Source organism: Hymenobacter jejuensis (genome assembly GCF_006337165.1).
GTDB classification, from domain to species: domain Bacteria; phylum Bacteroidota; class Bacteroidia; order Cytophagales; family Hymenobacteraceae; genus Hymenobacter; species Hymenobacter jejuensis.
The window spans coordinates 809,574-830,683 of the sequence record NZ_CP040896.1 but is presented as its reverse complement, the minus strand read 5'-3'; the positions used below and the strand labels follow the sequence as shown (position 1 = coordinate 830,683).

20 protein-coding genes are annotated in these 21,110 nt (G+C 55.8%); 9 read left to right on the top strand and 11 right to left on the bottom strand.

Annotated elements, in window-relative coordinates; translation table 11 throughout:
- Window positions 1–10: 10 nt before the first annotated feature.
- From FHG12_RS03195 to FHG12_RS03175, 5 genes are all read right to left on the bottom strand, one after another.
- Window positions 11–2,338: a GAF domain-containing protein gene (locus FHG12_RS03195; RefSeq protein ID WP_139514245.1), complete on the bottom strand. Its 2,328-nt coding sequence runs from the start codon at window positions 2,336–2,338 to the stop codon at window positions 11–13.
- Window positions 2,339–2,514: 176 nt separating this feature from the next.
- Window positions 2,515–3,045, bottom strand: coding sequence for a hypothetical protein (locus tag FHG12_RS03190; protein ID WP_139514244.1), 531 nt, complete (start codon window positions 3,043–3,045; stop codon window positions 2,515–2,517).
- A 90-nt stretch (window positions 3,046–3,135) separates the two neighbouring features.
- Complete coding sequence (locus tag FHG12_RS03185; RefSeq protein WP_139514243.1) at window positions 3,136–4,032, bottom strand: T9SS type A sorting domain-containing protein; 897 nt, start codon at window positions 4,030–4,032, stop codon at window positions 3,136–3,138.
- 161 nt (window positions 4,033–4,193) lie between these two features.
- The gene (locus FHG12_RS03180) at window positions 4,194–4,814 is read right to left on the bottom strand and encodes a hypothetical protein (protein WP_139514242.1); all 621 of its coding nucleotides are present in this window, start codon (window positions 4,812–4,814) and stop codon (window positions 4,194–4,196) included.
- A gap of 285 nt (window positions 4,815–5,099) precedes the next feature.
- Window positions 5,100–6,518 carry a dicarboxylate/amino acid:cation symporter gene (locus FHG12_RS03175; protein WP_139514241.1) on the bottom strand — a complete coding sequence of 473 codons (1,419 nt, stop codon included), beginning with the start codon at window positions 6,516–6,518 and terminating at the stop codon, window positions 5,100–5,102.
- Window positions 6,519–6,696: 178 nt separating this feature from the next.
- Between FHG12_RS03175 and FHG12_RS03170 the strand changes: the two genes are divergently transcribed.
- Window positions 6,697–7,746: an enolase C-terminal domain-like protein gene (locus tag FHG12_RS03170; protein WP_139514240.1), complete on the top strand. Its 1,050-nt coding sequence runs from the start codon at window positions 6,697–6,699 to the stop codon at window positions 7,744–7,746.
- A 7-nt stretch (window positions 7,747–7,753) separates the two neighbouring features.
- On the opposite strand, the gene FHG12_RS03165 is transcribed toward FHG12_RS03170, so the two are convergent.
- Window positions 7,754–8,305: a DUF6799 domain-containing protein gene (locus FHG12_RS03165; RefSeq protein WP_139514239.1), complete on the bottom strand. Its 552-nt coding sequence runs from the start codon at window positions 8,303–8,305 to the stop codon at window positions 7,754–7,756.
- A 203-nt stretch (window positions 8,306–8,508) separates the two neighbouring features.
- Between FHG12_RS03165 and FHG12_RS03160 the strand changes: the two genes are divergently transcribed.
- Window positions 8,509–8,955, top strand: a complete 447-nt coding sequence (locus FHG12_RS03160; RefSeq protein ID WP_139514238.1) for a MarR family winged helix-turn-helix transcriptional regulator — start codon at window positions 8,509–8,511, stop codon at window positions 8,953–8,955.
- 30 nt (window positions 8,956–8,985) lie between these two features.
- A complete protein-coding gene (locus FHG12_RS03155; protein ID WP_139514237.1) occupies window positions 8,986–9,636 on the top strand; it encodes a YceI family protein in 651 nt (216 codons plus the stop codon).
- Window positions 9,637–9,740: 104 nt separating this feature from the next.
- Here FHG12_RS03155 and FHG12_RS03150 read toward each other — a convergent pair whose 3' ends face one another.
- Window positions 9,741–10,496 carry a hypothetical protein gene (locus FHG12_RS03150; RefSeq protein WP_139514236.1) on the bottom strand — a complete coding sequence of 252 codons (756 nt, stop codon included), beginning with the start codon at window positions 10,494–10,496 and terminating at the stop codon, window positions 9,741–9,743.
- Between the two features lie 170 nt (window positions 10,497–10,666).
- The gene (locus FHG12_RS03145; RefSeq protein ID WP_139514235.1) at window positions 10,667–11,224 is read right to left on the bottom strand and encodes a hypothetical protein; all 558 of its coding nucleotides are present in this window, start codon (window positions 11,222–11,224) and stop codon (window positions 10,667–10,669) included.
- Between the two features lie 219 nt (window positions 11,225–11,443).
- On the opposite strand from FHG12_RS03145, the gene FHG12_RS03140 reads away from it, so the two are divergent.
- The 5 genes from FHG12_RS03140 to FHG12_RS03120 all read left to right on the top strand — a co-directional run bounded on the left by FHG12_RS03140 (window position 11,444) and on the right by FHG12_RS03120 (window position 17,251).
- Window positions 11,444–11,725, top strand: a complete 282-nt coding sequence (locus tag FHG12_RS03140) for an ATP-dependent Clp protease adaptor ClpS (RefSeq protein ID WP_139514234.1) — start codon at window positions 11,444–11,446, stop codon at window positions 11,723–11,725.
- 120 nt (window positions 11,726–11,845) lie between these two features.
- Complete coding sequence (recR, locus tag FHG12_RS03135) at window positions 11,846–12,454, top strand: recombination mediator RecR (protein ID WP_139514233.1); 609 nt, start codon at window positions 11,846–11,848, stop codon at window positions 12,452–12,454.
- A gap of 184 nt (window positions 12,455–12,638) precedes the next feature.
- Window positions 12,639–14,672 carry a glycosyltransferase gene (locus FHG12_RS03130; protein ID WP_139514232.1) on the top strand — a complete coding sequence of 678 codons (2,034 nt, stop codon included), beginning with the start codon at window positions 12,639–12,641 and terminating at the stop codon, window positions 14,670–14,672.
- Window positions 14,673–14,795: 123 nt separating this feature from the next.
- The gene (locus tag FHG12_RS03125; protein ID WP_139514231.1) at window positions 14,796–16,016 is read left to right on the top strand and encodes a pyridoxal phosphate-dependent aminotransferase; all 1,221 of its coding nucleotides are present in this window, start codon (window positions 14,796–14,798) and stop codon (window positions 16,014–16,016) included.
- A gap of 218 nt (window positions 16,017–16,234) precedes the next feature.
- The gene (locus FHG12_RS03120; RefSeq protein ID WP_139514230.1) at window positions 16,235–17,251 is read left to right on the top strand and encodes a bifunctional heptose 7-phosphate kinase/heptose 1-phosphate adenyltransferase; all 1,017 of its coding nucleotides are present in this window, start codon (window positions 16,235–16,237) and stop codon (window positions 17,249–17,251) included.
- An 8-nt stretch (window positions 17,252–17,259) separates the two neighbouring features.
- Here the strand turns inward: FHG12_RS03120 and FHG12_RS03115 are convergent, their stop codons facing one another.
- The 3 genes from FHG12_RS03115 to FHG12_RS03105 form a co-directional block, all read right to left on the bottom strand.
- Window positions 17,260–17,856, bottom strand: coding sequence for a pentapeptide repeat-containing protein (locus FHG12_RS03115; RefSeq protein ID WP_139514229.1), 597 nt, complete (start codon window positions 17,854–17,856; stop codon window positions 17,260–17,262).
- Window positions 17,857–17,874: 18 nt separating this feature from the next.
- Window positions 17,875–18,921 carry a uroporphyrinogen decarboxylase gene (gene hemE, locus FHG12_RS03110; protein ID WP_139514228.1) on the bottom strand — a complete coding sequence of 349 codons (1,047 nt, stop codon included), beginning with the start codon at window positions 18,919–18,921 and terminating at the stop codon, window positions 17,875–17,877.
- A gap of 121 nt (window positions 18,922–19,042) precedes the next feature.
- Window positions 19,043–19,669: a MarC family protein gene (locus tag FHG12_RS03105; RefSeq protein WP_139514227.1), complete on the bottom strand. Its 627-nt coding sequence runs from the start codon at window positions 19,667–19,669 to the stop codon at window positions 19,043–19,045.
- Between the two features lie 282 nt (window positions 19,670–19,951).
- On the opposite strand from FHG12_RS03105, the gene FHG12_RS03100 reads away from it, so the two are divergent.
- Window positions 19,952–21,088: an endonuclease/exonuclease/phosphatase family protein gene (locus FHG12_RS03100; RefSeq protein ID WP_139514226.1), complete on the top strand. Its 1,137-nt coding sequence runs from the start codon at window positions 19,952–19,954 to the stop codon at window positions 21,086–21,088.
- The last annotated feature ends 22 nt before the right edge of the window (window positions 21,089–21,110 follow it).

Below are 21,110 nucleotides of genomic sequence, written 5' to 3'. Positions count from 1 at the left end.
AGTGCTGGTGCTACAATTTTACTTTGACGCGCAGGGCCAAGAGGCCTTTCACGCCCTGTAGCTCTTCCAGTTCCAGTTCCTCGATTTCGGGTTCGAGTAAGCCTCTATCTTGCAGATAGTCAAGGTATTCCATGTACTCTTCGGCGTCGCGCTGTTGTGCGTACACCAGCGCAATGTGCCCCGGCTGGGTAAGCCGCTCGCCCGTGCCCAGGATGGTCGCTTTGTCGACGCGCTTCTTGATGATTTCGTAGCGGATGTTGTAGGTGCCGTCGACGTCAAACTGCCGCTCGTCTTGCCGGAAACGGATGCTCAGCGGCTGGCTGTGGATCAGGATAAGCTGCGTCGTTTCGAGCGGCACTACCAAGCGTTGCTTGAGCGAACTGGAGATGCGCGTAACCTCGACCATGACCAGTAACTGCCACAGCCTCAAGTTTTTCAGGAAAACCAGGTCAAACGGCTTATTCTCTACCAACGAGGCGCCGACGTAAATGCTGTGCTCGACGCCGTCGGTTTTGAACCGCTGAAAATAGTGCGGAAACATTTCCTGGGCCTTGGCTTCTTCTTCGTCGAGGTAGTCGCTGACGGTGTCGTTGAGCAGCGTGACGCTTTCCTCGAAAGCCTTGCGCCGCTTGTACAGAATGCCCAGTTCCGGGTCGATGTTGCTCCAATAATCGGCAATGACGGCGCGGAGTTCCGGCGTATTCTGGCCCAAATACTCAAACAGCGGCTCTACCTCGCGCTTCAGCGATTCCAGAATGTTCACCTCGTCGCCCGACAGAATGCCTTGTCTGAGCCGGCGTAAGTTCTTGTTAACGTAGAACTTAAGTTCGTCTAAGATTGGCAGGGCCTGAAACTCCGAGGCTTTTTTAAGGACTTTGTTGGCCAGCGAAAGGTGCTCAATCAGGTCGCTCTGGATGGCTTCGTTACGGGCAATGCTGCTGCCCCGAATGTCCGAGACGCCGTAGAGTGGGTACACGTCGTGGAAGACAATGTCCTCCATCTCCGCGTTTTTATTGCCTTCTTCTATCTTCTCCAGCAGATTGAGTGCCGCGTCGGTGAAGCGCCATTCCATGCTGGGGTGAATGGCCGTAAACTTCTCTTTGATAATGGATTGCACGCGCGTCTGGATTTCTTCAGCGTTGCGCTTGACGGCCACGGCAAACAGCGGCACAAACTGGTTGACCATCTCTAGACAGAACTCGTTCAGATCGCCGGTGTTGGGCGAGCCGAGTTCGAGCAGACCCACGGTGTCGTCGCCGTAGGGCAGTAAGGCCAAAATGGCGCTGCGAATGCCAATATCCAAGATTTGCTGGCGCAGATCTTCCGGAATGTCGGCCTTTTCCACGTCTTCGAGCACCAACGGCTGCCGGTCGAGCAGCAGGCGCTGATAAATCTGGCGGAAGCCCGAGGATGCGTCCTGGTTCTGAATCTGCTTGGTCAGAAAGCTGTGGTTAATCTTCCGCCCAAAATCCACGAAGGCGCGTTTCTTTTCGTCGTAAGCCGCAATGCCGAGCTGTAAAAACGGGCGCTTGAAGAGTACACGCAGCTTCTCCTGAATTTGCTCCAGGCGGTCGGACGCCTGCAACACGTCGCGCTCCAGCAGGTCGTATTTCAGCTCCGACAGGATTTCCTGATCGGTGACATCGACCAGATGCACAATGTTGAACCCAACAAACTCAAACTTTTCGGGCGGCAACAGCTCCCGCCACAAATCGGAGCGGTGCAGGTTGCGACTCAGCTGGTCAATCTGTTCAGGTGAAAGTTCAGGCTTTTCTCCTACTAAGCTCACTTTCAAGAACTTATGATTGTAGTCCACGCCGTAGTGTCGATACAGGCCGATGCTGTAGTCGGGCACGGTGAAGATGATGGTACCCGGACTCGGAAGCCGCACGCCGTAAATTTGTTCCAGCACCTGCAAATACGCCAGCCGCGTCAGGTACACTTCCATCGCCCGCATCGTTACGTTGAGCGGCTGCTTAACCGTTTTGTTGGGGTTGAGCAGTACTTCGCCAAAGCGCGGCGTATGGTAGAAGCTAAAGCGCTGAAACGGACCCATCACCCCGCTGATATCAGAGTAAAAAGAGGCCGGCGGAAACACCGCTAGCATCAGCGTTTCCACTAAGTCGCAGCCGCAGTTGAGGGTTTCCAGGTCGGAAATGGGGCCGTGGGCCCAGTCGGCTTCGGCCACTTGCTCGCCGATGGAACGCGCCAGCAGGGCTACGCCGGGGTTGCTATCCGACTCACGCTCGCGCCAGTACGCGATAAGCGGCTCGAGGCTGAGCGTCGCCTTGAACGGAAAGGTCCCGATGACCGGAGGAACAGGTGATTCTTTGAGCATAGCAAAAATAAAACACGCTGTTTTCGTAATTGATTTCAACGCCTGCCCTGTGCGCCAGGGCAGGCTTCTATACGCTATTGCGCCCAGCAGCGGCCACGGCCAGCAACCGGGCGCAAAATGGGTTTATGCTAAGATAATGATTAATAGCGGGTTGTGCTTAGGCCAGAACCCAATGCTTATGGGGTGATGACAATCGGGTTGAGCAGGTTTTTGCCCGTAGCATCGGTGAGGTCGTAGGGCTTGCCCTGAAAGACCAGGGTTTTCTTCTTGTTGCGGTAGCAAGTGCAGCAGCCGTTTACATCGTCGAAGTCGCCGTCTAGGTTGATGTTGCGGACGTGGTAAATGGCCTTGGTGCGGGGCAGGTAAATGTCGTAGCGATACGAGTTGAGCTTGCGCGTGCCGGTCTGTAAAAAGGGCGCGTTGTTGTTGAGCAAAATGCTGTCGCCTGCATTGACGACGGGCCGATACAGCCGCACCTTATCGGGTGTGCTTTTTGCCGAATCGCTGGTGACGAGGTAGCGCGTCAGCACCACCGAATCGACTTGCGCCGGCTGAAACCGGTTGGCACTGCTGGGGTCGAGGTTAAAGCGAAACACGACGGCATCGGCGTAGGCATCCTGGCAAGTGCAGGCTACGCTGCCGCAGCAAGCCGCCACGAGCGCAGCCGAAGAAATAACCAAAAGCCAAGTGAAAAAGGAGCGAAGCATACTGCGAAGATAAGCGCCGGCCGCTTGGCTCGGGCACAACAAAAAAGCCAGCCCGGAGCCGGGCTGGCTTTCTACGCATTGAACGGTGGATTATTGTTTGACAAAGCGCTTGGTTTCGGAGCCGGCGCGTGTCGTGATTTTGTAGTAGTAAGTGCCCGAAGGCAAGTCGCCCACGTTCACCGATAGGGTTTGCGGACCTTTTTCCTGCTGTTGGCTTTGCTGCACTGTGCGCAGCGTGTTGCCACGACTGTCCAGCAAATCGATCGTTACCGGGCCGGCTTTTTTTACGCTGTATTCCAGCTGACTCGTGACGACGGCAGGGTTCGGATACACGTTAGAATCGGCACCGAGTCGCTCCGCGCGGTCGCTTTGTTGCGGGGCGTTAGGGTCCATGAGCAGAAACACGGCCGGTCGGAAAAAGCGCCCAGCACCGTTTTTGTGCCTGCCCTTGCCCGTACGGGCCAGTTGGTTAGGCTGGTCGCTGGCAGGAGCATATTTGCCGGCAATCGCTTGCAGATCAGCTGTCCACTTGGCTTTCTGCGGCTCGACTTCCTGCGCTAGCTTGCTTATGTTGGCGTCGTATTTCTGCGCCAGTTGGGCCACGTTCAGCATCGCCGCGCGGCTTTCGGTGCGCAGTTGTTGCAGTTGCTGTTTTTGGGCATCGGTCAGGGCAGCGCGAGGGGTGTTGGCTGCCGCAGCGGCTGGCCGCAGGCTTTGGCGCAAGGCTTTACCGCGCTCGCGCACCTGCTGCAACTGCGTGCGATACGTTGCCAGTTGCGACTTGTCGGCGGCAGAAAGCTGTTCTTCCAGCTTCAGGCGTTGCTGGCGCACAACGGGCAGAACATTCTGGCGGACGTAGGCGGCGGCTTCTTTGCGCCCTGGCTTGTTGCCCCAACGGCCCTGAACTCCTTCCTGCGCTTGGCTGCTCAGGCCGCTTAGCAGCACAAACAAAGTCAGCGTCAGGGTTTTGAAGAGGTTAATTTTCATACAGGAATACTGATAGAAGATGATGACTCAGGAAGTAGTCCATAGATGCGGCTGCCATAGCTGCGTTTAATGAAGCGCATAAAAAAACCACTCTGATTACCAGAGTGGTTTTGTAAATACTTGACAATGAGATATTTATGTAATTATGTTTTTCTCCGTTGTTATAGTCCTGCGCTTACAATGCTCCGCTTGATGCCTTCGGGGAAAGGCGATACGTTGATTTCGTGCATTTCCAGCTTAATGGCGTTTTGGTCAATGGGCTCAGTGGCAAGTAGTTGCATGCGCAGCGTGTCGGAATCGGTTTCCAGCTGCGGGCGAATCTGGGCAAGGGCGAGGCGCAACGCATCGGCATCGGCCAGGCGGGGCGCATCGCTCTGCGAATAGCCGTGGTACATGGCGACCCGCACATTGGAGCGGCCAATGCCTTCATAGGTGCCGATAACCTGGCCCCGGTCGTTCATAATCTGGACTTCGGCGCGCAGGCTGGTCCGGCGATATTCTAGGGGCATCCCGAAAAGGCTCGGTGCCATGAAGGTCAGCATCTGGAAAGCCTGGAAACCGCGGCCTGCGCGGGCGGCAGTAGCCTCGGTTACCTGGAGGCGGGCGTAGCCAAACAGCAGGCTATCGCCCGAATCGGTAATGTTTTGGTTGATTTCGTTTTGAAACAGCTTTTGTGGGTCTTCGGGCAGGGCTCCGTCGGAAGCCGCCAGCGGTCCTGTCTGCACAGCTACCTCCAGCGTAGGCAGGCGAGTCGAAAGACTGGCACTAGGCGTGCGAAACATAGCCTGGTCAGCCGATTTGCATCCTGCTAATGTGGCCCCGCTGAGCAAAAGAAGGAATGTTGAGCGTAAAAAATGTTTCATATTACCTGAAAATCAAGTTTGTAAGCCCGAGAGAGGTAACAAATCTACTGGCTTTCCAAGTAGTATGAAATAACATTTATACTAATATTCTTCTAAAATGTTTGATCTCTTGCAGGGTAAAATTGGGTAATGTGATTAAACAAAAAAGCACCTGCATTTTCCGCAGGTGCTTTCGGCAAGGGCTTGCCCGTGAGGATTTTGACTTTAATGCAGCTGTTGGGCTACGCTGCGATCGGTTTCGGCCAGCTCGGTAAGGGGCTCACCGTAGTAATCGTCGATAAATTCGCCTTCCCACCGGGCCACGACCGCCGAGGCCAGGCAATTGCCAATGACGTTCACGGCTGTGCGGGCCATGTCCATGAGGGCATCAATGCCCAAAATGATGAAAACCGGCCATGCCGGCAGGTTAAACGATGCTACCGTAGCCAGCAGAATCACGAGCGACGCGCGCGGCACACCGGCTACGCCTTTGGAGGTAAGCATGAGGGTGAAGACCATCACCAGCTGCTGCCCAAACGACAGGTCGACGCCGGCGGCCTGCGCCACAAATACCGCAGCCAGTGATAGATACAGCGTCGTGCCGTCGAGGTTGAAGGAATAGCCCGTTGGCATGACGAACGCAACAATGCGGCGTGGCACACCGATGCTTTCCATCGCTTCCATAGCCCGCGGCAACGCGGCTTCGGAGCTGGTGGTGGCAAAGGCAATGCTCACGGGTTCGGCGATGGCTTGCACGAAGCGTTTGACCGGGATGCGGGCAATCAGGGCGATGGGCAGCAGCACCAGCAGCAGAAACGCAAAGAGCGCCGCATACAGCGTCAGGAGCAGTTGGGCAGCATTCAGCAGCGGGGCAAAACCCATTTTGCCCACCGTGTACGCCAGTGCGCCGCCCACGCCCAGCGGCGCAAAAAACATCACCACGTTGGTGAATTTGAACATCACTTCCGACAGGCTTTCGGCCCACACCAGCATGGGGCGGCGGTGCTTCTCGTGCACCATGGCCAGGCCAATAGCGAAAATGATGGCAAAGATCACTACCTGAAGCACTTGCCCTTCGGCTACCGACTTAGCAATGTTCTCGGGAAAGATGTGCAGAATAATATCCGAAGCGGTTTGGCTGACCGCTTGCAGCTTTTCTGCCCCAGTATCGGCGCCGGCCTGGCTGACGCCCACGCCGGCCCGCGAAATATTAATGGCCGCCAACCCAATGAACAGCGCGAACGTGGTGACAATTTCGAAGTACACCAGCGCTTTCAGTCCCATTTTGCCCACCTGCTTCAGGTCGGCGTGGCCAGCAATGCCGACTACCAGCGTGGCGAAAACCAGAGGGGCAATGATGGTTTTTACCAAGCGTAAAAACGCATCGCTGAGCACCTTCATGTTCAGGGCCATGGCCGGGAAGTCGTGCCCAAACTCGGCGCCCACAAACATGCTGACCACAATCCAGAACGTGAGCGAGCGGCGCTGGGCCGCGTAGGCCGCCAGCGCCAACAAAAACAGCCAACGCGCAATGCGGGGCACCTGAACCGAGAGCGAGTCGGGATTGTAAACCTGAAAAATAGTAAGAGCTAAGGCAATCAGGAAAAGGATGCCTGCCAGCGGAACGAGGCGCGAAAACTTCATGCGGAAAATGCAAGGGGGTGAGAGGCGAAACTCAGCAAAGATAAGTTTTGTCCGTTGCCAGTTGCGGGTGTCCGCCATCGGTTATTGAATCCCGGTGGATATCTTTCGGTTTCGAATGCTGTGTCGCGCCTGCTACTGACTCTACAACAGCGCCGAACACCCGTTAAGCCCTCTTTGCATGCTCACTTGGTCGCTGGAACCTTACGAACTACCGTTGCGCTTCACCTGGAAGATTTCCCGCAATGCTTCCGATGCCAAAACCAATCTGATTGTATCGGTGCGCGACTCGGAAGGCGGCCCCGTTGGGTGGGGTGAAGCAGCGCCCAACGTCCGCTACGGCGAAGTGCCCGCTGAATTGGCTTTGAATTTTAATCAAATGATTGTCAATGGTTTAGCTAAAGTTAAATCGTTGGCTGAACTCGACGAATTTCTCAACGCAAATGCGCCGGCCCATGCCTTGCGGTTTGCTATTGAGTCGGCGTATGTGCACCGCGAGGCCTTGCGCACCGGCCGATCGGTAGCGCAGGTGCTGGGGTTGTCTGCGCCGGCCGCAGCCGTGCCTACGGCCTTCACGCTCCCGATTATGGAGCCGGGTGCCGTGGCTGCTTTCGTGCGGGAGCAGCGCATGGAGCGGTTTAAGCTTTTGAAAATCAAGGTGAACCAAGAAAGTGGCTTTGACTTACTCCGCGAGCTAAACCGGCTGTTGCCCGGTCGGCCGCTCATCATCGACGGCAACGAGGCCTGGCACGATGCCGACAGCTTGCTGCGATTTTTGGAGCAGGCCGCAACGCTACCCGCTCTTTCGGTGCGGGCTCTTGAGCAGCCGCTGCCGGCCGCCTGCGCCGACCATTACCGCTACTTGCGCTCGCGCGTGCCCTATCCGCTTTTCGCCGACGAATCGGTGACCGACGCTGCCGACTTTGGCGACATCGCGCAGCAATTTCACGGCGTAAACATGAAGCTGATGAAGGCCGGCGGCTACCTAAATGGCGTGCGCCTGTTGCGCCAGACGCAATCTCACGGCCTCCAAACGATGCTTGGCTGCATGGTGGAAACAACGCTGGGCATCTGGTCGGCGCTGCAAGTCAGTAGCTTAGCTCAAATCTGCGACCTTGATGGTATGCTCGTCGTGCGCGACGAACCTTTCGGGCTGGTTACCGAAGCTGACGGCTTGCTCCGGCCCCAAACCGAGGTGCCGGCGCTTGCCTTGCTAACCGAACCACGCTAGCCAAACCTTATTTGACTTGGCTGAGTTGCTGGTCGAGCGCTTTGAGTTTCTGATCAATCTGGGTTGTATTGGCCGGGCGCTGGCCGCTGCTGAGCAGCGAGATCTTGTCGTTGAGCAGCTGAATTTTCTGGGCCATCAGCGTGATCTTGCTGTTTAGGCTCGTAAGGCGGCTTTCCATCTCGGCGGCGCTGCTAGGCGTGTCGCGGTCGATGTACTGCTGGTATTGTGCCGTGGCAGGCACCGAATTGTCGCCGCGCGCGGCAGCGGCGCTGGCGGGCGTCGCAAACACGATATCGCCCTGCATGGTCACGTAGTCGCCTTCGCGCAGCGTGGTCATTTTGCCTACCGGCAGCTCCACAATACCGCTTTTGTAGTTGACTTTGGTGCCGTTGGCGAGCTGCACATTTTTGGTAAGAGGCGTGATTTTTGTGCCCTGCCGCAACACTACCGCGCCGTCTTTCATCAAAAACTGGTCGGTAGAGTTGGCCGATACCGCGCCGGCAGCTTTGGGCGCGGTTTTGGATTGAGCCGCAGCAGCCAGCGGTAGCAAGAGAGACAAGGCCAAAAGAGCAGAGGGGAAGACGCGGTTCATGGAGATGAAAATCAGGGGAGAGGGATGAGCTTTCTCTTACGCGAAAGCGTAAGAGAAAGCTACAAAGGCAGGTTTATAGGAATATTTTCAAAAATCTTCGGAACCATGTTGCAACATTAAATGTATGTACATATATTTGCAACGCATTCCGGTAACGGCTTATGCTTTCTATGAAAATTGAAGACGAGATCAAGCAGCGCACTTTCAAAAACGAATACCAGAAAGCCTACATCAACACGGTGTACACAGCTGGTTGGCTAGAGCAGCGGCAAGCAGCTGCCTTCCGCGATTTTGGCATTACGTTGCCTCAATACAATGTACTACGCATTCTACGGGGCCAGCACCCCAAGCCTTCTACCGTTAATCTCTTGATTGAGAGGATGTTGGATAAGACCAGCAACGCCTCTCGCATCGTGGATAAGCTGGAAGCGAAACAGCTGGTAACCCGCACCGTGTGCCCCTCCAACCGGCGGGCCGTGGACATTCGCATCACCGAACAAGGCCTCAACCTGCTGCTCAGCATGGACGAGGTCGCCAATCAGCATACAGGCCTAAGCAACCTCAGCGAGGGCGAAGCCGCCCAACTCAACGCTTTACTAGATAAAATCCGCGACTGACGGCTTTCAGTTACTTTTCTTTTTTCACTCATGAAAAAAATTGCTCTGTCGGCCCTGGTAGTGGCCACCCTGTTCACTTCTTCGACTTACGCCGAAAATCCTGCTGCCACCAAGACTGCGCCCCGCACGACCAAAGCTGCCGGTACTGTTTATAAGCTGCAACCCCAACTCAGCACCTTGGGCTGGGACGCCAAAGCCGTAACCCACGGCCACAACGGCACCCTGCAATTCTCTGATGGTCAATTGGTTGTAAAAGGCAATCAACTGATCGGCGGTACGGCTACCGTGGACATGAAAACGCTGAAAGCTACCGACATCACCGACGCCGAAAACAACGGCAAGTTCATGGGCCACATGAATTCGGATGATTTCTTCAGCATCGCGAAGTACCCAACGGCTACTTTCAAAATCACGAGCGTAACGCCGATTAAAGGTGCTGCTGCCAACGCCAACAACGCCACCATCACCGGCGACCTGACCATCAAGGGCAAAACCAATCCTGTGACGTTCCCGGCGAAAGTAGGCGTGAAAAACGGCGTAGCGGCTGCTAGCGGCACGGCTACCATCGACCGCACCAAATACGACATCAAATACGGCTCGAAGTCGTTCTTCGAAGGCATTGGCGACAAAGCCATCTACGACGAATTCACGTTGAACTTCAACGTAATCGCCAAGCAATAATTTCGCAACGTGCTTATAATAAGCGCGTTATACATACCCGTTGCAACAACAAAAAAGGCTTCTCCTGTTCAGGAGAAGCCTTTTTTGTTGGTTCGTTGTCCTGTCTAGCGGCCAGAGCCTGAGGACGCGGGCGCTGGCTGAGTAGGGGAAGCAGGTGCTGCTTCGGGCGCCGCAGCGGGCACCGACGGGGTAGCAGGCGCCGCCGTGGGCGTTGGCTGCACCGTGACCGCGTTGTTGCGCAGCACCAGGTGCAGGGGCGATAAGCCGGCTTCCCGCAGGCTCACGATTCCGTAAACGGTTTCGCCGGGTTTGATGAACCGGTTCGTCAGGTCGAAGCTGGTAAACTCGCGCTGGAGGTTCTTATTGGCTGCACTGGCGCCCAGAATGTTGCCGCCCGCGATGGCAAAGCCCGTTGGCAGAAAAGTAGCGCCGGTCGTCTGGCCTGTATTCGCGTTATACGTGCCGCCCACATTCACATTGGCCATGAGGTAGAGCAGGTAAATCCAAACGCCCTGTTTCAGGTCGAGGGAGGCCTGCAAGGAGGGCACCGGCTGCACCGGCCGGTCGCCGAAGTACAGCTCCGTGTCGCGAGAGAAGTTCAGCTCCGAAGCCGTGTTGTTGGTCACGCGAACGGCCACTACTTGGTAGCCGCGCTTGCGTTCTCTCTTAACGTACTTCTTGTTGTGGCCGCCCGTGGCAAGAGCGCTGTACTGGTAGCCAAAGCTGATAGGCGCATTCTGCGAAGTAACGGATTGATAGCTCGCTATCCGGTTCGGGCGAATAGGTGCGTAGCTGCCAGCGCATCCGGTGGCCATTAGCAGGGTGCTGCCTGTCAGGAAATAAGTAAAGTTTTTGAGCATAGAATAAAGCAAAGGATGAAGTGAAGAATCGGGCAAACAGTGATAATCGTGTTTGATGCAAAACTATACTTCATCTTTTCTTCACCAAGTGCGCACCCTTATATTCCTTTATAATTATAACATTATCCGGCTTAGGTTATAAAATTCAGAAGGTGCTAAAAGTAAAGTATTTAGCTTGGAATAGGCAGCTCGTAAGGTAGTACAAACTTAAGGTTGCGGCTCTTGCTGCGCCCGTGTAGCTGCCCCAAAAACTCATCTACTTCCGACTTGTATTCGAGCCACAAATCCTCGTGTAAGTTCTGCAAAATCAGCTGCGTGGTGCGGGCCGCCAGACGCGCGGTGCTCACAAAAAAACCGTTGTATACGCTTTCGAACTGACCGGTGTAGTTGTCGAAAATCAGCCGCAGCGTGTACAGGTTCAGGTCGACTTCCAGGCGCTTGTCTTTGGTAATGCGGCGGGCGCGGGCTGTTTCCTTGGTGGCTTTGGAAAGCGCTTTGTTGAGGCTGCGGTTGAGCAGGCGGCCCGTCACGGCCACGTTGAACAACTCGTGGATGCGGTCGGAGGTTTCTTCGAACACCTGCTCCAGCGTTACGTCGGGCAGTAGCTCGTAGGCGAAGGTTTCGTACAGCTCGGCATCGCGGCGCACGGCGCGCAGCAGCAGGGTTTCCTTCTCCTTGTCGGAGAGGCGTTTGAGGGCCTTTTTGAAATCGGCGGAAGGAACAGGCATTAGGGAGAGTCAGTTAGGACCGGGGAGAGGCGGGAAGAAGGCCGAAAGTACGCCGGATTTCGGAGTGCGGCGTACTCGTTGCAGCCTACGGATTGAGGGCGGTTTGGGTAGTATAGATAAAGCCGAATACGACGAAACGATTCTGCCAGCCAAGGGGTTATAGAAGGCCGACGGGGCATATCAATGCACTTTTTGCCTGATTTTCCGTATTTTTGCACTATGAATACCAAACCGCAAATCGATTACGACGAGGACGTACTGCTACTGGAGGAAACCATCGATGTGCGCGACCTGATCGTGTACAACGACGACGTCAACACCTTTGAGCACGTCATCCAGACCCTCATCGACGTGTGCGGCCACGAAGCCGAACAGGCCGAGCAGTGCACGCTGCTTATTCACTACAAAGGGCAATGCACGGTAAAGCACGGCGCTTACGACGAGCTGGCCGACATGTGCACTGCCATCCACGACCGCGGCATTTCGGCCGACGTAATGTAGTATTTGGTAGCAAACACAGGTAGCGGTTCGCTTTTCACTCTGGTAGAAAAGCGAACCGCTATTGTTTCATATACCAAGACCTGTTTTGTAAGCAATTGATAATCAATTACTTGTATTTAGATGGAATTTCCTTCCAAACTGATAGAGAACGCCGTAGGGGAGCTGGCTAAGCTGCCGGGCATTGGGCGCAAAACCGCGCTGCGGTTGGCGTTGCACCTGCTCAAAGCCGAAACCGAAACCACGAGTTCGCTGGCCGAAGCACTGGCCAAAATGCGCTTTGAAATCACGTATTGCGACACCTGCCACAACATCTCCGACACGGAGGAATGCAGCATTTGCGCCAACAAGCTCCGCGATCATGGCACGGTGTGCGTGGTTTCGGACATCCGCGACGTGATTGCCATTGAGAACACGGGCCAGTACCAGGGTGTGTACCACGTGCTGGGCGGCGTGATTTCGCCCATCGAGGGCGTCGGCCCCTCCGATTTGCACATCGATACGCTGATGCAGCGCATTCCGGAGTCCGAAATCAAGGAAATCATCCTGGCCATCAGCCCTACGATGGAAGGCGACACGACGGCGTTTTATTTGTCGCGCAAGCTCAAGGAGTTTCCGGAGGTGCACATCAGCAGCATTGCCCGCGGCATTCCGGTGGGCGGCGAGCTGGAGTATACCGACGAGGTTACGTTGGGCCGCAGCATTGTGGAGCGCCAGCGGCAAGTGCGCTAACGAAGCGTATAGAAGCGGTAGGGGCGGATTCTGCCGCCGCCTGTCGAGTTTGATTTGCAGCGCTAGAGTTACTATCTAGTGTAAGTCTTTCAACGGCAGGCGGGGCAGGCTCCGCCCTTTGTGCATTTGGTGCGGCAACTCTGCTTACCTTTCGCAGCACCCGAATCTTTGCTTTCTGCGCCCCGTGAAGCTATCCGTCGTCATAGTCAACTATAACGTCTGCTATTTCCTGGAGCAGACGCTGCTGTCGGTGCGGCGGGCGGTGGAAAAGCTGGGCGCGCCCGCCGAGGTGTTTGTCGTCGACAACAACTCCGTGGATGGCTCCGTGGCAATGGTACGCACCCGATTCCCGGAAGTGATTCTGCTTGAAAATCAAGACAATCCGGGTTTCTCCAAAGCTAATAACCAAGCCATTCGGCAGGCGCGGGGCCAATATATTCTGCTGCTCAACCCCGATACGGTAGTCGAGGAAGATACCTTCCGGGCCTGCTGCGATTTTCTGGACCAACATCCCAACGGGGGCGGCTTGGGGGTAAAAATGCTGGACGGGCAGGGCGAGTTTCTGCCCGAAAGCAAGCGCGGGCTGCCTACGCCTTGGGTGGCTTTTTACAAGGTATTTGGGCTCGCCAAGCTTTTCCCGAAATCTCGTTTATTTGGCCGCTACCATCTGGGGTATCTGCCTAAGGATCAGATACATGAGGTCGATGTGCTGAGCGGGGCGTTTATGCTGCTGCGCCGCGAAGCGCTGGACCAAGTTGGGCTGCTCGATGAAGACTATTTCATGTACGGCGAGGACATCGACCTCTCGTACCGGCTCACCCGCGGTGGCTGGAAAAACTACTACTTTCCCGGTACGCGCATCATTCACTACAAGGGCGAAAGCACGAAGCGCACGAGCGTCAATTATGTGATCGTGTTCTACCGGGCAATGGTCATCTTTGCCCGCAAGCACTTCGCGCCGGGGCGAGCGGGCATCTTTTCAGTGCTCATCAACTTGGCCATCTGGCTGCGGGCCGGCATGGCCGTGGCTCGGCGGCTGCTGGTGCAGGCCGCTCCCGTGCTGCTCGATGCCGGCCTGATTTACGCCGGCATGTACTTGCTGAAAACGTACTGGGAAAACAACCACAAATACGTCCGGGTACCGTATCCGCCGCAATTTATGCTCGTGGCGGTGCCGGCTTACATTGCCGTGTGGCTCGGGTCGGCTTACCTGGCGGGTGCTTACGACCGGCCCACGAAAACCTCGCGCATCGTGCGCGGCATATTCGTCGGTACCATCCTGATTTCAGCCTTTTCCAACTTCCTAGATGCGTACCGTTTTTCCAAAGCGCTCATTATTCTGGGCGGTGTCTGGAGTGTGGCGGCTTTGGCAGGAAGACGGGCCCTGGAGCATTTTGTGCGCTATCGCAATTTTCGCCTGAGCGAGCGTCGGCACAAAAACGTCGCCATCGTCGGGTCGTGGGAGGAAAGCGTTCGGGTGCGCCACCTGCTGGAAGCCTCGGGTGTGCAGGCGCGCGTGATTGGCTACGTAAGCCCGGTGCCGATACCCGATGCCGTCATGGCCACGGCTACAGACTTCGAGCCTGCCGAAGCACCCGCTTCGCCCGTCGGCGATTTGCTGGGCGAGGTGCGCCAGCTCGACGACATCATTCAGGTCTATGAGCTTAATGAGTTGATATTTTGTGGTAAAGATCTGTCAGCCAGCCAGATAATAGCTCTGATGGTGAGCTTGCACGAACACCAGACGGTAGCTTACAAAATCTTGCCGCAGGACAGCGAATACATCATTGGCAGCTCCAGCAAAGACGCGCCCGGCGATTATTATGCTCTCGACATCGCCCTGAACCTGTTTCAACCCCAACAAGTCCGCAACAAACGCCTGCTCGACGTGTGCTTCAGCCTTGGGCTGCTGCTTGGGGCACCTGTGCTGATCTGGGCTGAGCAAAACAAAATGGGGTTTGTGCGCAATTGCTTGCGTGTATTAGCAGGAGGCTACACGTGGGTAGGGCTGCGCTACGCGGCCGGCCCGCGTCGTACGGCGCGCGCAGTGCTGTCGCCCGCCGATGCGGCCGACGCGGCCGTGACGCTCACGGCAGCCGCCCGCCGGCGCCTGGAGCTGCTTTATGCCAAAGACTACGAGCCTTCGGCCGATTTGCGGATTATGTTCCGCCACTTTCGGTGGTTGGGCACCGAAAGGAAATCATCAACCAAAAAATAGAGAAATTGCCTGTCGAGTTGGTCGTATCCCTTACATTAACCGTGGAAGGGAGACGCCGGTAGCTTTCTAAGGGCTACCCACATTCTCCGTACTTTTGCCCCATTCTACTCAGTTTCGTTTCCTATGGCCAATTCCGCTGCACTTGCTGCCTCCGTTTTATCCGATCGCATCAGCGCGTTACAAGAATCGCAGACCATTGCCATGGCCAAAAAGGCCCGCGAATTGATCGCCCAAGGCATTGACGTCATCAATCTGAGCTTCGGCGAACCCGATTTTCAAACGCCTGAATACATCAAGGACGCCGCCAAGCAGGCCCTCGACGAAGGCTACACCAAGTATACGCCAGTGCCCGGCTACGTGGATCTGCGCCAAGCCATTGCCGACAAGCTGAAGCGCGAAAACCATTTAGACTACGAGTGCGAAAACATCGTGGTCAGCACCGGCGCCAAGCAAGCTCTGGCCAATACCGTGCTGAGTCTGGTGAACCCCGGCGAAGAGGTCATCGTGTTTGCGCCTTACTGGGTGAGCTACGAAGAGATGGTGCGGCTGGCCGAGGGCGTTTCGGTTACACTGATGGGCGCGCTCGAAAACGACTTCAAAGTGACGGCCGCGCAGCTCGAAGCCGCCATCACGCCACGCACCAAACTCATCATGTACTCCTCGCCCTGCAACCCTACGGGCTCGGTATTTTCGCGCGAGGAGCTGGCCGAGATTGCGGCCGTGGTAGCACGCTACCCGCAGGTGCACATCATTGCCGACGAGATCTACGAGTACATCAACTTTGTGGGCGAGCACGTCAGCATCGCACAATTTGATGAGATTAAAGATCGCGTTATCACCGTCAACGGGTTCTCCAAAGGCTACGCCATGACGGGGTGGCGCGTGGGCTACCTGGCGGCGCACAAGCAAATTGCGTCGGCTTGCGAGAAAATGCAGAGCCAAATTACTTCCGGCACCTGCTCCATTGCGCAACGCGCCGCGCTGGCTGCCTTGAAGGGCGGTCGTTCTTCGGCCGATGAAATGGTAGAAGCCTACCGCCGCCGCCGCGATTTGGTGCTGGAGCTAGTGGCTGATATTGAAGGACTTATCACGCCCAAACCCAGCGGCGCCTTCTACATTTTCCCTGATGTAAGCGGCTTTTTTGGCAAAACGGCCCCCGACGGTTCCGTTATCGAAAATGCCACGGACCTAGCGATGTTCCTCCTCAACGATGCCCACGTAGCGGCCGTATCGGGGGAAGCTTTTGGCGCCCCTAGCTGCGTGCGCTTCAGCACAGCTGCCGCCGATGAAAAGCTGCGGGAAGCATTTCTGCGAATCAAAGACAGTCTTAAGCGGTTGGTGTAACTATTTGTGTATCAATAGTTTGCAAAAGAACGCGCTGCGGTGCGTTCTTTTGGTTTTAGAGCAATTCTGACACTGCGGCTTTGGTTTTCGGAGCAAGATTTCCTGCCAAAATCGAGTGGGAAGCATCCCTGAAGCCATATCAAGGGGCTAAGTTGAACTTGGCGTCTTGCATGCGAAAAATGCATTCTACCTTTGCGCCTTCATTTCAAATCACTGCAATGCCCACTGCTCCGTCGCCCACTGCGCTTCCCGATTTGTTTGACGCCTTCAACCGGCTTACGGTTCTGATTGTGGGCGATGTGATGATGGACGCGTACGTGTGGGGCAAGGCCGGGCGTCTTTCGCCGGAGGCGCCGGTGCCAGTTGTAAACGTCAGCCGTACCGAGCAGCGCTTGGGCGGGGCCGCCAACGTTGCCCTGAACGTGCAGGCGATGGGCGCCACGCCGTTGCTCTGCGCCGTAGTAGGCGACGACGCTGGCGGCGATCAACTGCTTGGTTTACTGCAAGATAAAGAACTATCGGCCGAAGGTATTGTGCGTAGTTCGCACCGCCCGACTACCGTAAAGCAACGCATTCTGGCGGCCGGACAACACCTGTTGCGCATCGATTCGGAAGTAGAGCACGATCTGAACGCCGAAGAAAGTCAACTGCTGGTAGCCCGTTACGAAGCCTTATTGCCCCGCGCCGACGTGGTTATCTTCGAAGATTACGATAAAGGCGTGCTGAACCAGGCTAGTATTCAGCACTTTGTCACGCTGGCCCGCAAGCACGGCGTGCCCACAGTAGTCGACCCGAAAAAGAAGAATTTCCTAGCCTATACGCAGTGCACGCTCTTTAAGCCCAATCTGAAGGAACTGCGCGAAGGCCTGAAGCTGGATTTCGACGATACTACCGCCGACCGACCCATGTTTGAAGCCGCCGTAGATCGCTTGCGCGAGTTGCTACAGCCCGAAATAATATTGGTAACGCTCTCAGAGAGAGGAGTTTTTAGTGAGTCAGCCGCGACAGGCCGTACCTACATTCCGGCGCACGTACGCATGATATCCGACGTATCCGGGGCCGGCGATACGGTGATCAGCATTGCGGCCTTGTGCGTGGCTTTGGGCGTAGCGCCGCCGGTGTTAGCGGCTTTGGCCAACCTAGGCGGCGGCTTGGTGTGCGAGCAGGTAGGCGTAGTGCCCATCGAGAAGCAGCGGCTGCTCGATGAAGCTATGCAGGTAAAGCTATTGGGCTAACAATCAAATTATTGCCCAATTATTACTCCGTATTTGTTAACCAGCCCAGGCAGGCCTTCGAGTACGAAGCGGGCCTTTTTGAGCGGGTTGATGTCGGGGTCGATGATGAACCCGGTAGCGGTGCGAAAATCGGCGCCGGAAAGCTGCGTTTGGTGAAATACCGCTCCGTTGAGGGTGCATTCTTGGAAATCAGCGTTGGCTAGGTCGGCGCCAGTGAAGTCGGCGTCTGTTAGGTTGCAGTGCCCGAAGTGCGTACCCGGCATCCGCTTGCCATAAAAGGAAGCATAGGAGAGCTGGCAGCGGTCGAAATGCACTTCAAACAGCATGTCGCGGCAGGCCGTAAACTGCAGTCCCGAGAGCTTACAGTCTTGAAAAGCAACGTTTTGCAGCCCCGTGCCCGCCAGCGAAGCCAACGACAGGTTGCAGCGCTCAAACAGACAGTCGACAAACCGCTTATTGCCCAAAGTGGCGCTGGCAAAGTCGCCGCCGATAAAATGGCATTGCTCAAATTCAGAATGCGGGCGTAAGTGTTCGCTGGTCCAGCGCTCAAATACGTTTTCGGCCGGAAATTTATCCGGCTTGCGGGAAACAGAACGACGTTTCATGCGGAGCAAAAATCCGGGCTAAAGGCTGCCTTCGCGCGCTAACACGCTGAATTCCTTCACCGTATTGACGAACACCTTCACGTTGTCCGGATTGGTATCGGGGTACACGCCGTGGCCCAGGTTGGCAATGTGGCGGTGCGGACCAAATTGCTTAAGCATCTGAATAGTAGCGTGTTGTACTTGCTCGGCCGTGCCGTATAGGGCACAAGGGTCGAGGTTGCCTTGCAGGGTTTTGTCGTTGCCGATGGCGGCGCGTACTGCCCGCGGGTCTTCGTTCCAGTCCAAGCCAATGGTGCGGCAATTCAGGCGGGCAAATTCCGGAATGGCGAAGTAAGCGCCCTTGGCAAATACCGTAACTGGCACTTCCGGAATCGCGTCGCAGATTTCGGCGATGTAGCACGTCGAGAATTCGTGGTAATGAGCCGGAGGTAATATACCAGCCCACGAGTCAAAAACCTGCACCAGATTGGCACCGGCAGCTACCTGTGCCTTCAGGTACGCGATGGTGGTTGCCGTGATTTTGCGCAACAACTCGTGCGCCAGTTCTGGCTCGGCATACAGCAAACGACGGGCTTTGGAGAAGGTTTTGGATCCGTGTCCTTCCACCATATACGCCAGAATCGTCCAGGGGGCGCCGGCAAAACCAATCAGCGGCACACGGCCATTGAGGGCCCGCTTGGTCACGCGAATGGCTTCCAGCACGTAACCCAAGTGCTCCTCGGGGTCGGCGATGCGCAGGTTTTGCACGTCCTTTGCCGATTTGATGGTGGTCGGGAAGAGTGGCCCGCGGGCCTCCAGCATCTCGTAAGGCAAGCCCATGGCTTCGGGCACCACCAGAATGTCGGAAAAGATAATGGCCGCGTCAACGTCCAGCGCATCCACCGGCTGAATGGTGACTTCCGCTGCCAGTTCTGGTGTTTCGACAAGCTCCTTAAAACCGCTCAGACGTGCCCGCAAAGCACGGTATTCGGGCAAAATGCGGCCGGCCTGGCGCATGAGCCAGACGGGAGTACGTTCGGTTTCTTCGCCACGAGCGGCGCGGAGCAAAAGGTCGTTTTTGAGCATAACAGAAGCAGATGGAACTGCAAGTTACAGTGCCCAAATGAATAGCGGTATTTATTTAACGTAACTATTTGATTAATAGATAATTACGTATTATTATGACTGAGAAAGCATCTCGCAAACTCTAGCTGCTCAAGCCCGGAAACAGTGCCTTGATCGCCGTAGCTAAAAAATTGACACCAATAGCCAGCGTAATAAAACCCATGATGCGTGCCAGCGCCGACATGCCCGGCCGGCCCAAAAACCGCGTCAGGCGCAAGGACGACATCAGGATGATGTAGCTGGCCAAGGCCACCAACACGAACCCCAGAAAGATCAGCGCCATATCGAAGAAAGAAAGGCGGCCAGTAAACAAGCTGATGCACACGGCCATCGAGCCCGGCCCCGACAGCATGGGCATGGCCAGGGGCGTGAAGGAAATATCGTCTTTGTGCTTGCTCTCCTCCAGCGCGGCGGGCGAAACGCGGTCGCGGTTGCCGCCGGGCGTGAGCAGGTCGAAGGCCGAGCGCATGAGCAGGATGCCCCCAGCAATGCGCAGGTGATGAATATTGATGCCGAAAAAGTTGAGGACATACTGGCCCGCAAAAAACGAAACGCTCAGTACCCCAATCATATACAGACAAGCCCGTAGCCCGATTTGCTTGCGCTGGCTGGGCGTTTCCTGCTCCGTCAGGGTCAGAAATACGGGCATGGCCCCAAACGGATTGACCACTGAAAAGAGCGTAGTAAACGTAGCGAGCAGAATTTCCATAGGCGAAGGCAGGTCGGCGGGGTAAAGGTACGAGGGAACCGCAATCGGCAAATCCCACAAATTAGTATGTTTACTCGCTACAACCGCCTGCGGGCTGACGCGTAGAAGCCACTAAATGGTAAAGTAACTGACTTTGCATTTTTCGGATTCTGGGCAAACTCGGCCGGCTTCTTGTACCCATCTGTACCCATCCTAACAGCAGCTCATTGTCTTTTGTAAGATGTTGTGTTGCTGTAGTTTACACTTCTACCCACCCATTGCCTATCGGCATTACTTTACTGCATGGACGTTTCGCTGGGGCTGTCAATAGTCCGGGGTTTGATCCTCTTGATTGGCATTTCGGCCATCGTAGCTACGCTCTTGCCCTTGCTACGGGAAGAGGCATGGTGGATTCGCATTTTTGATTTTCCGCGCTTGCAAATCACGGCCGTGGCGGCCGTCAGCGCGGTTGGGGCTTTACTTCTGGGTGTGCACCACTGGGCGGCCGGAATAGGACTTATCACGGCTTTGTTCGTGTGCGCGCTGTATCAGTTTTACCGCATTGCGCCGTACACGCCGTTGCGCCCTCGCCAAGTAGAAAACAGTAGCCCGGCGGGTTTGGCCAACAAACAGCGCCAGCTCAGCATGATGGTGACCAACGTGCTGATGACCAACCGCGATTCGGAAGCGTGCCTGCGTGTGATTCGCGACTGCGATCCCGACATCATCTTGGCCGTCGAAACCGACCAATGGTGGTTGGAAAAGCTGAGCGTGCTGGAAGCCACGCATCCGCACACCGCCTATGCGCCGCTGCCCAATACCTACGGCCTGTTGCTGTTTTCGCGCCTGGAGTTGGTTAATCCGCAGATTAAATTTCTCCTCGACGACGACATTCCCTCTTTTCATGGGCACGTCAAAATGCCCTCGGGCGAGCTGGTGCGGTTGTATTGCCTGCACCCCAAGCCGCCGGCACCCCAAGAATCCAAAACCAGCACCCGCCGCGATGCGGAATTACTGCTCGTGGGCAGCGAGATTGAGAATTCCGAAGAACCCACCATCGTGGCCGGCGACATGAACGACGTGGCGTGGTCGCATACTTCCGAGCTGTTTCGGCGCCTGAGCGGCTTGCTCGATCCGCGCATTGGGCGCGGCTTACTCCCGACGTTTCACGCCGAATATTCGCTGATGCGCTGGCCTTTGGACCATATTTTTCACTCGCCCGATTTCAAAGTAGCTGACATTCGTCGCTTGCCTTACACCGGCTCCGATCACTTCCCCATCTGCATTCGCCTTAGCTACGAGCCCCACGCCAAAGCCCAACAAGAAGTGCAAGCCGAAAAGCCTGATGCTGAGGATTATAGAGAGGTTGAAGAGAAAATCGAAAAGGGCTTTCAGGAAGAAGCTGACGAAGAAATGCAGGAAGCTATGAACCCGAAGTAGAAAACGAATTCTTCTGCCTGAT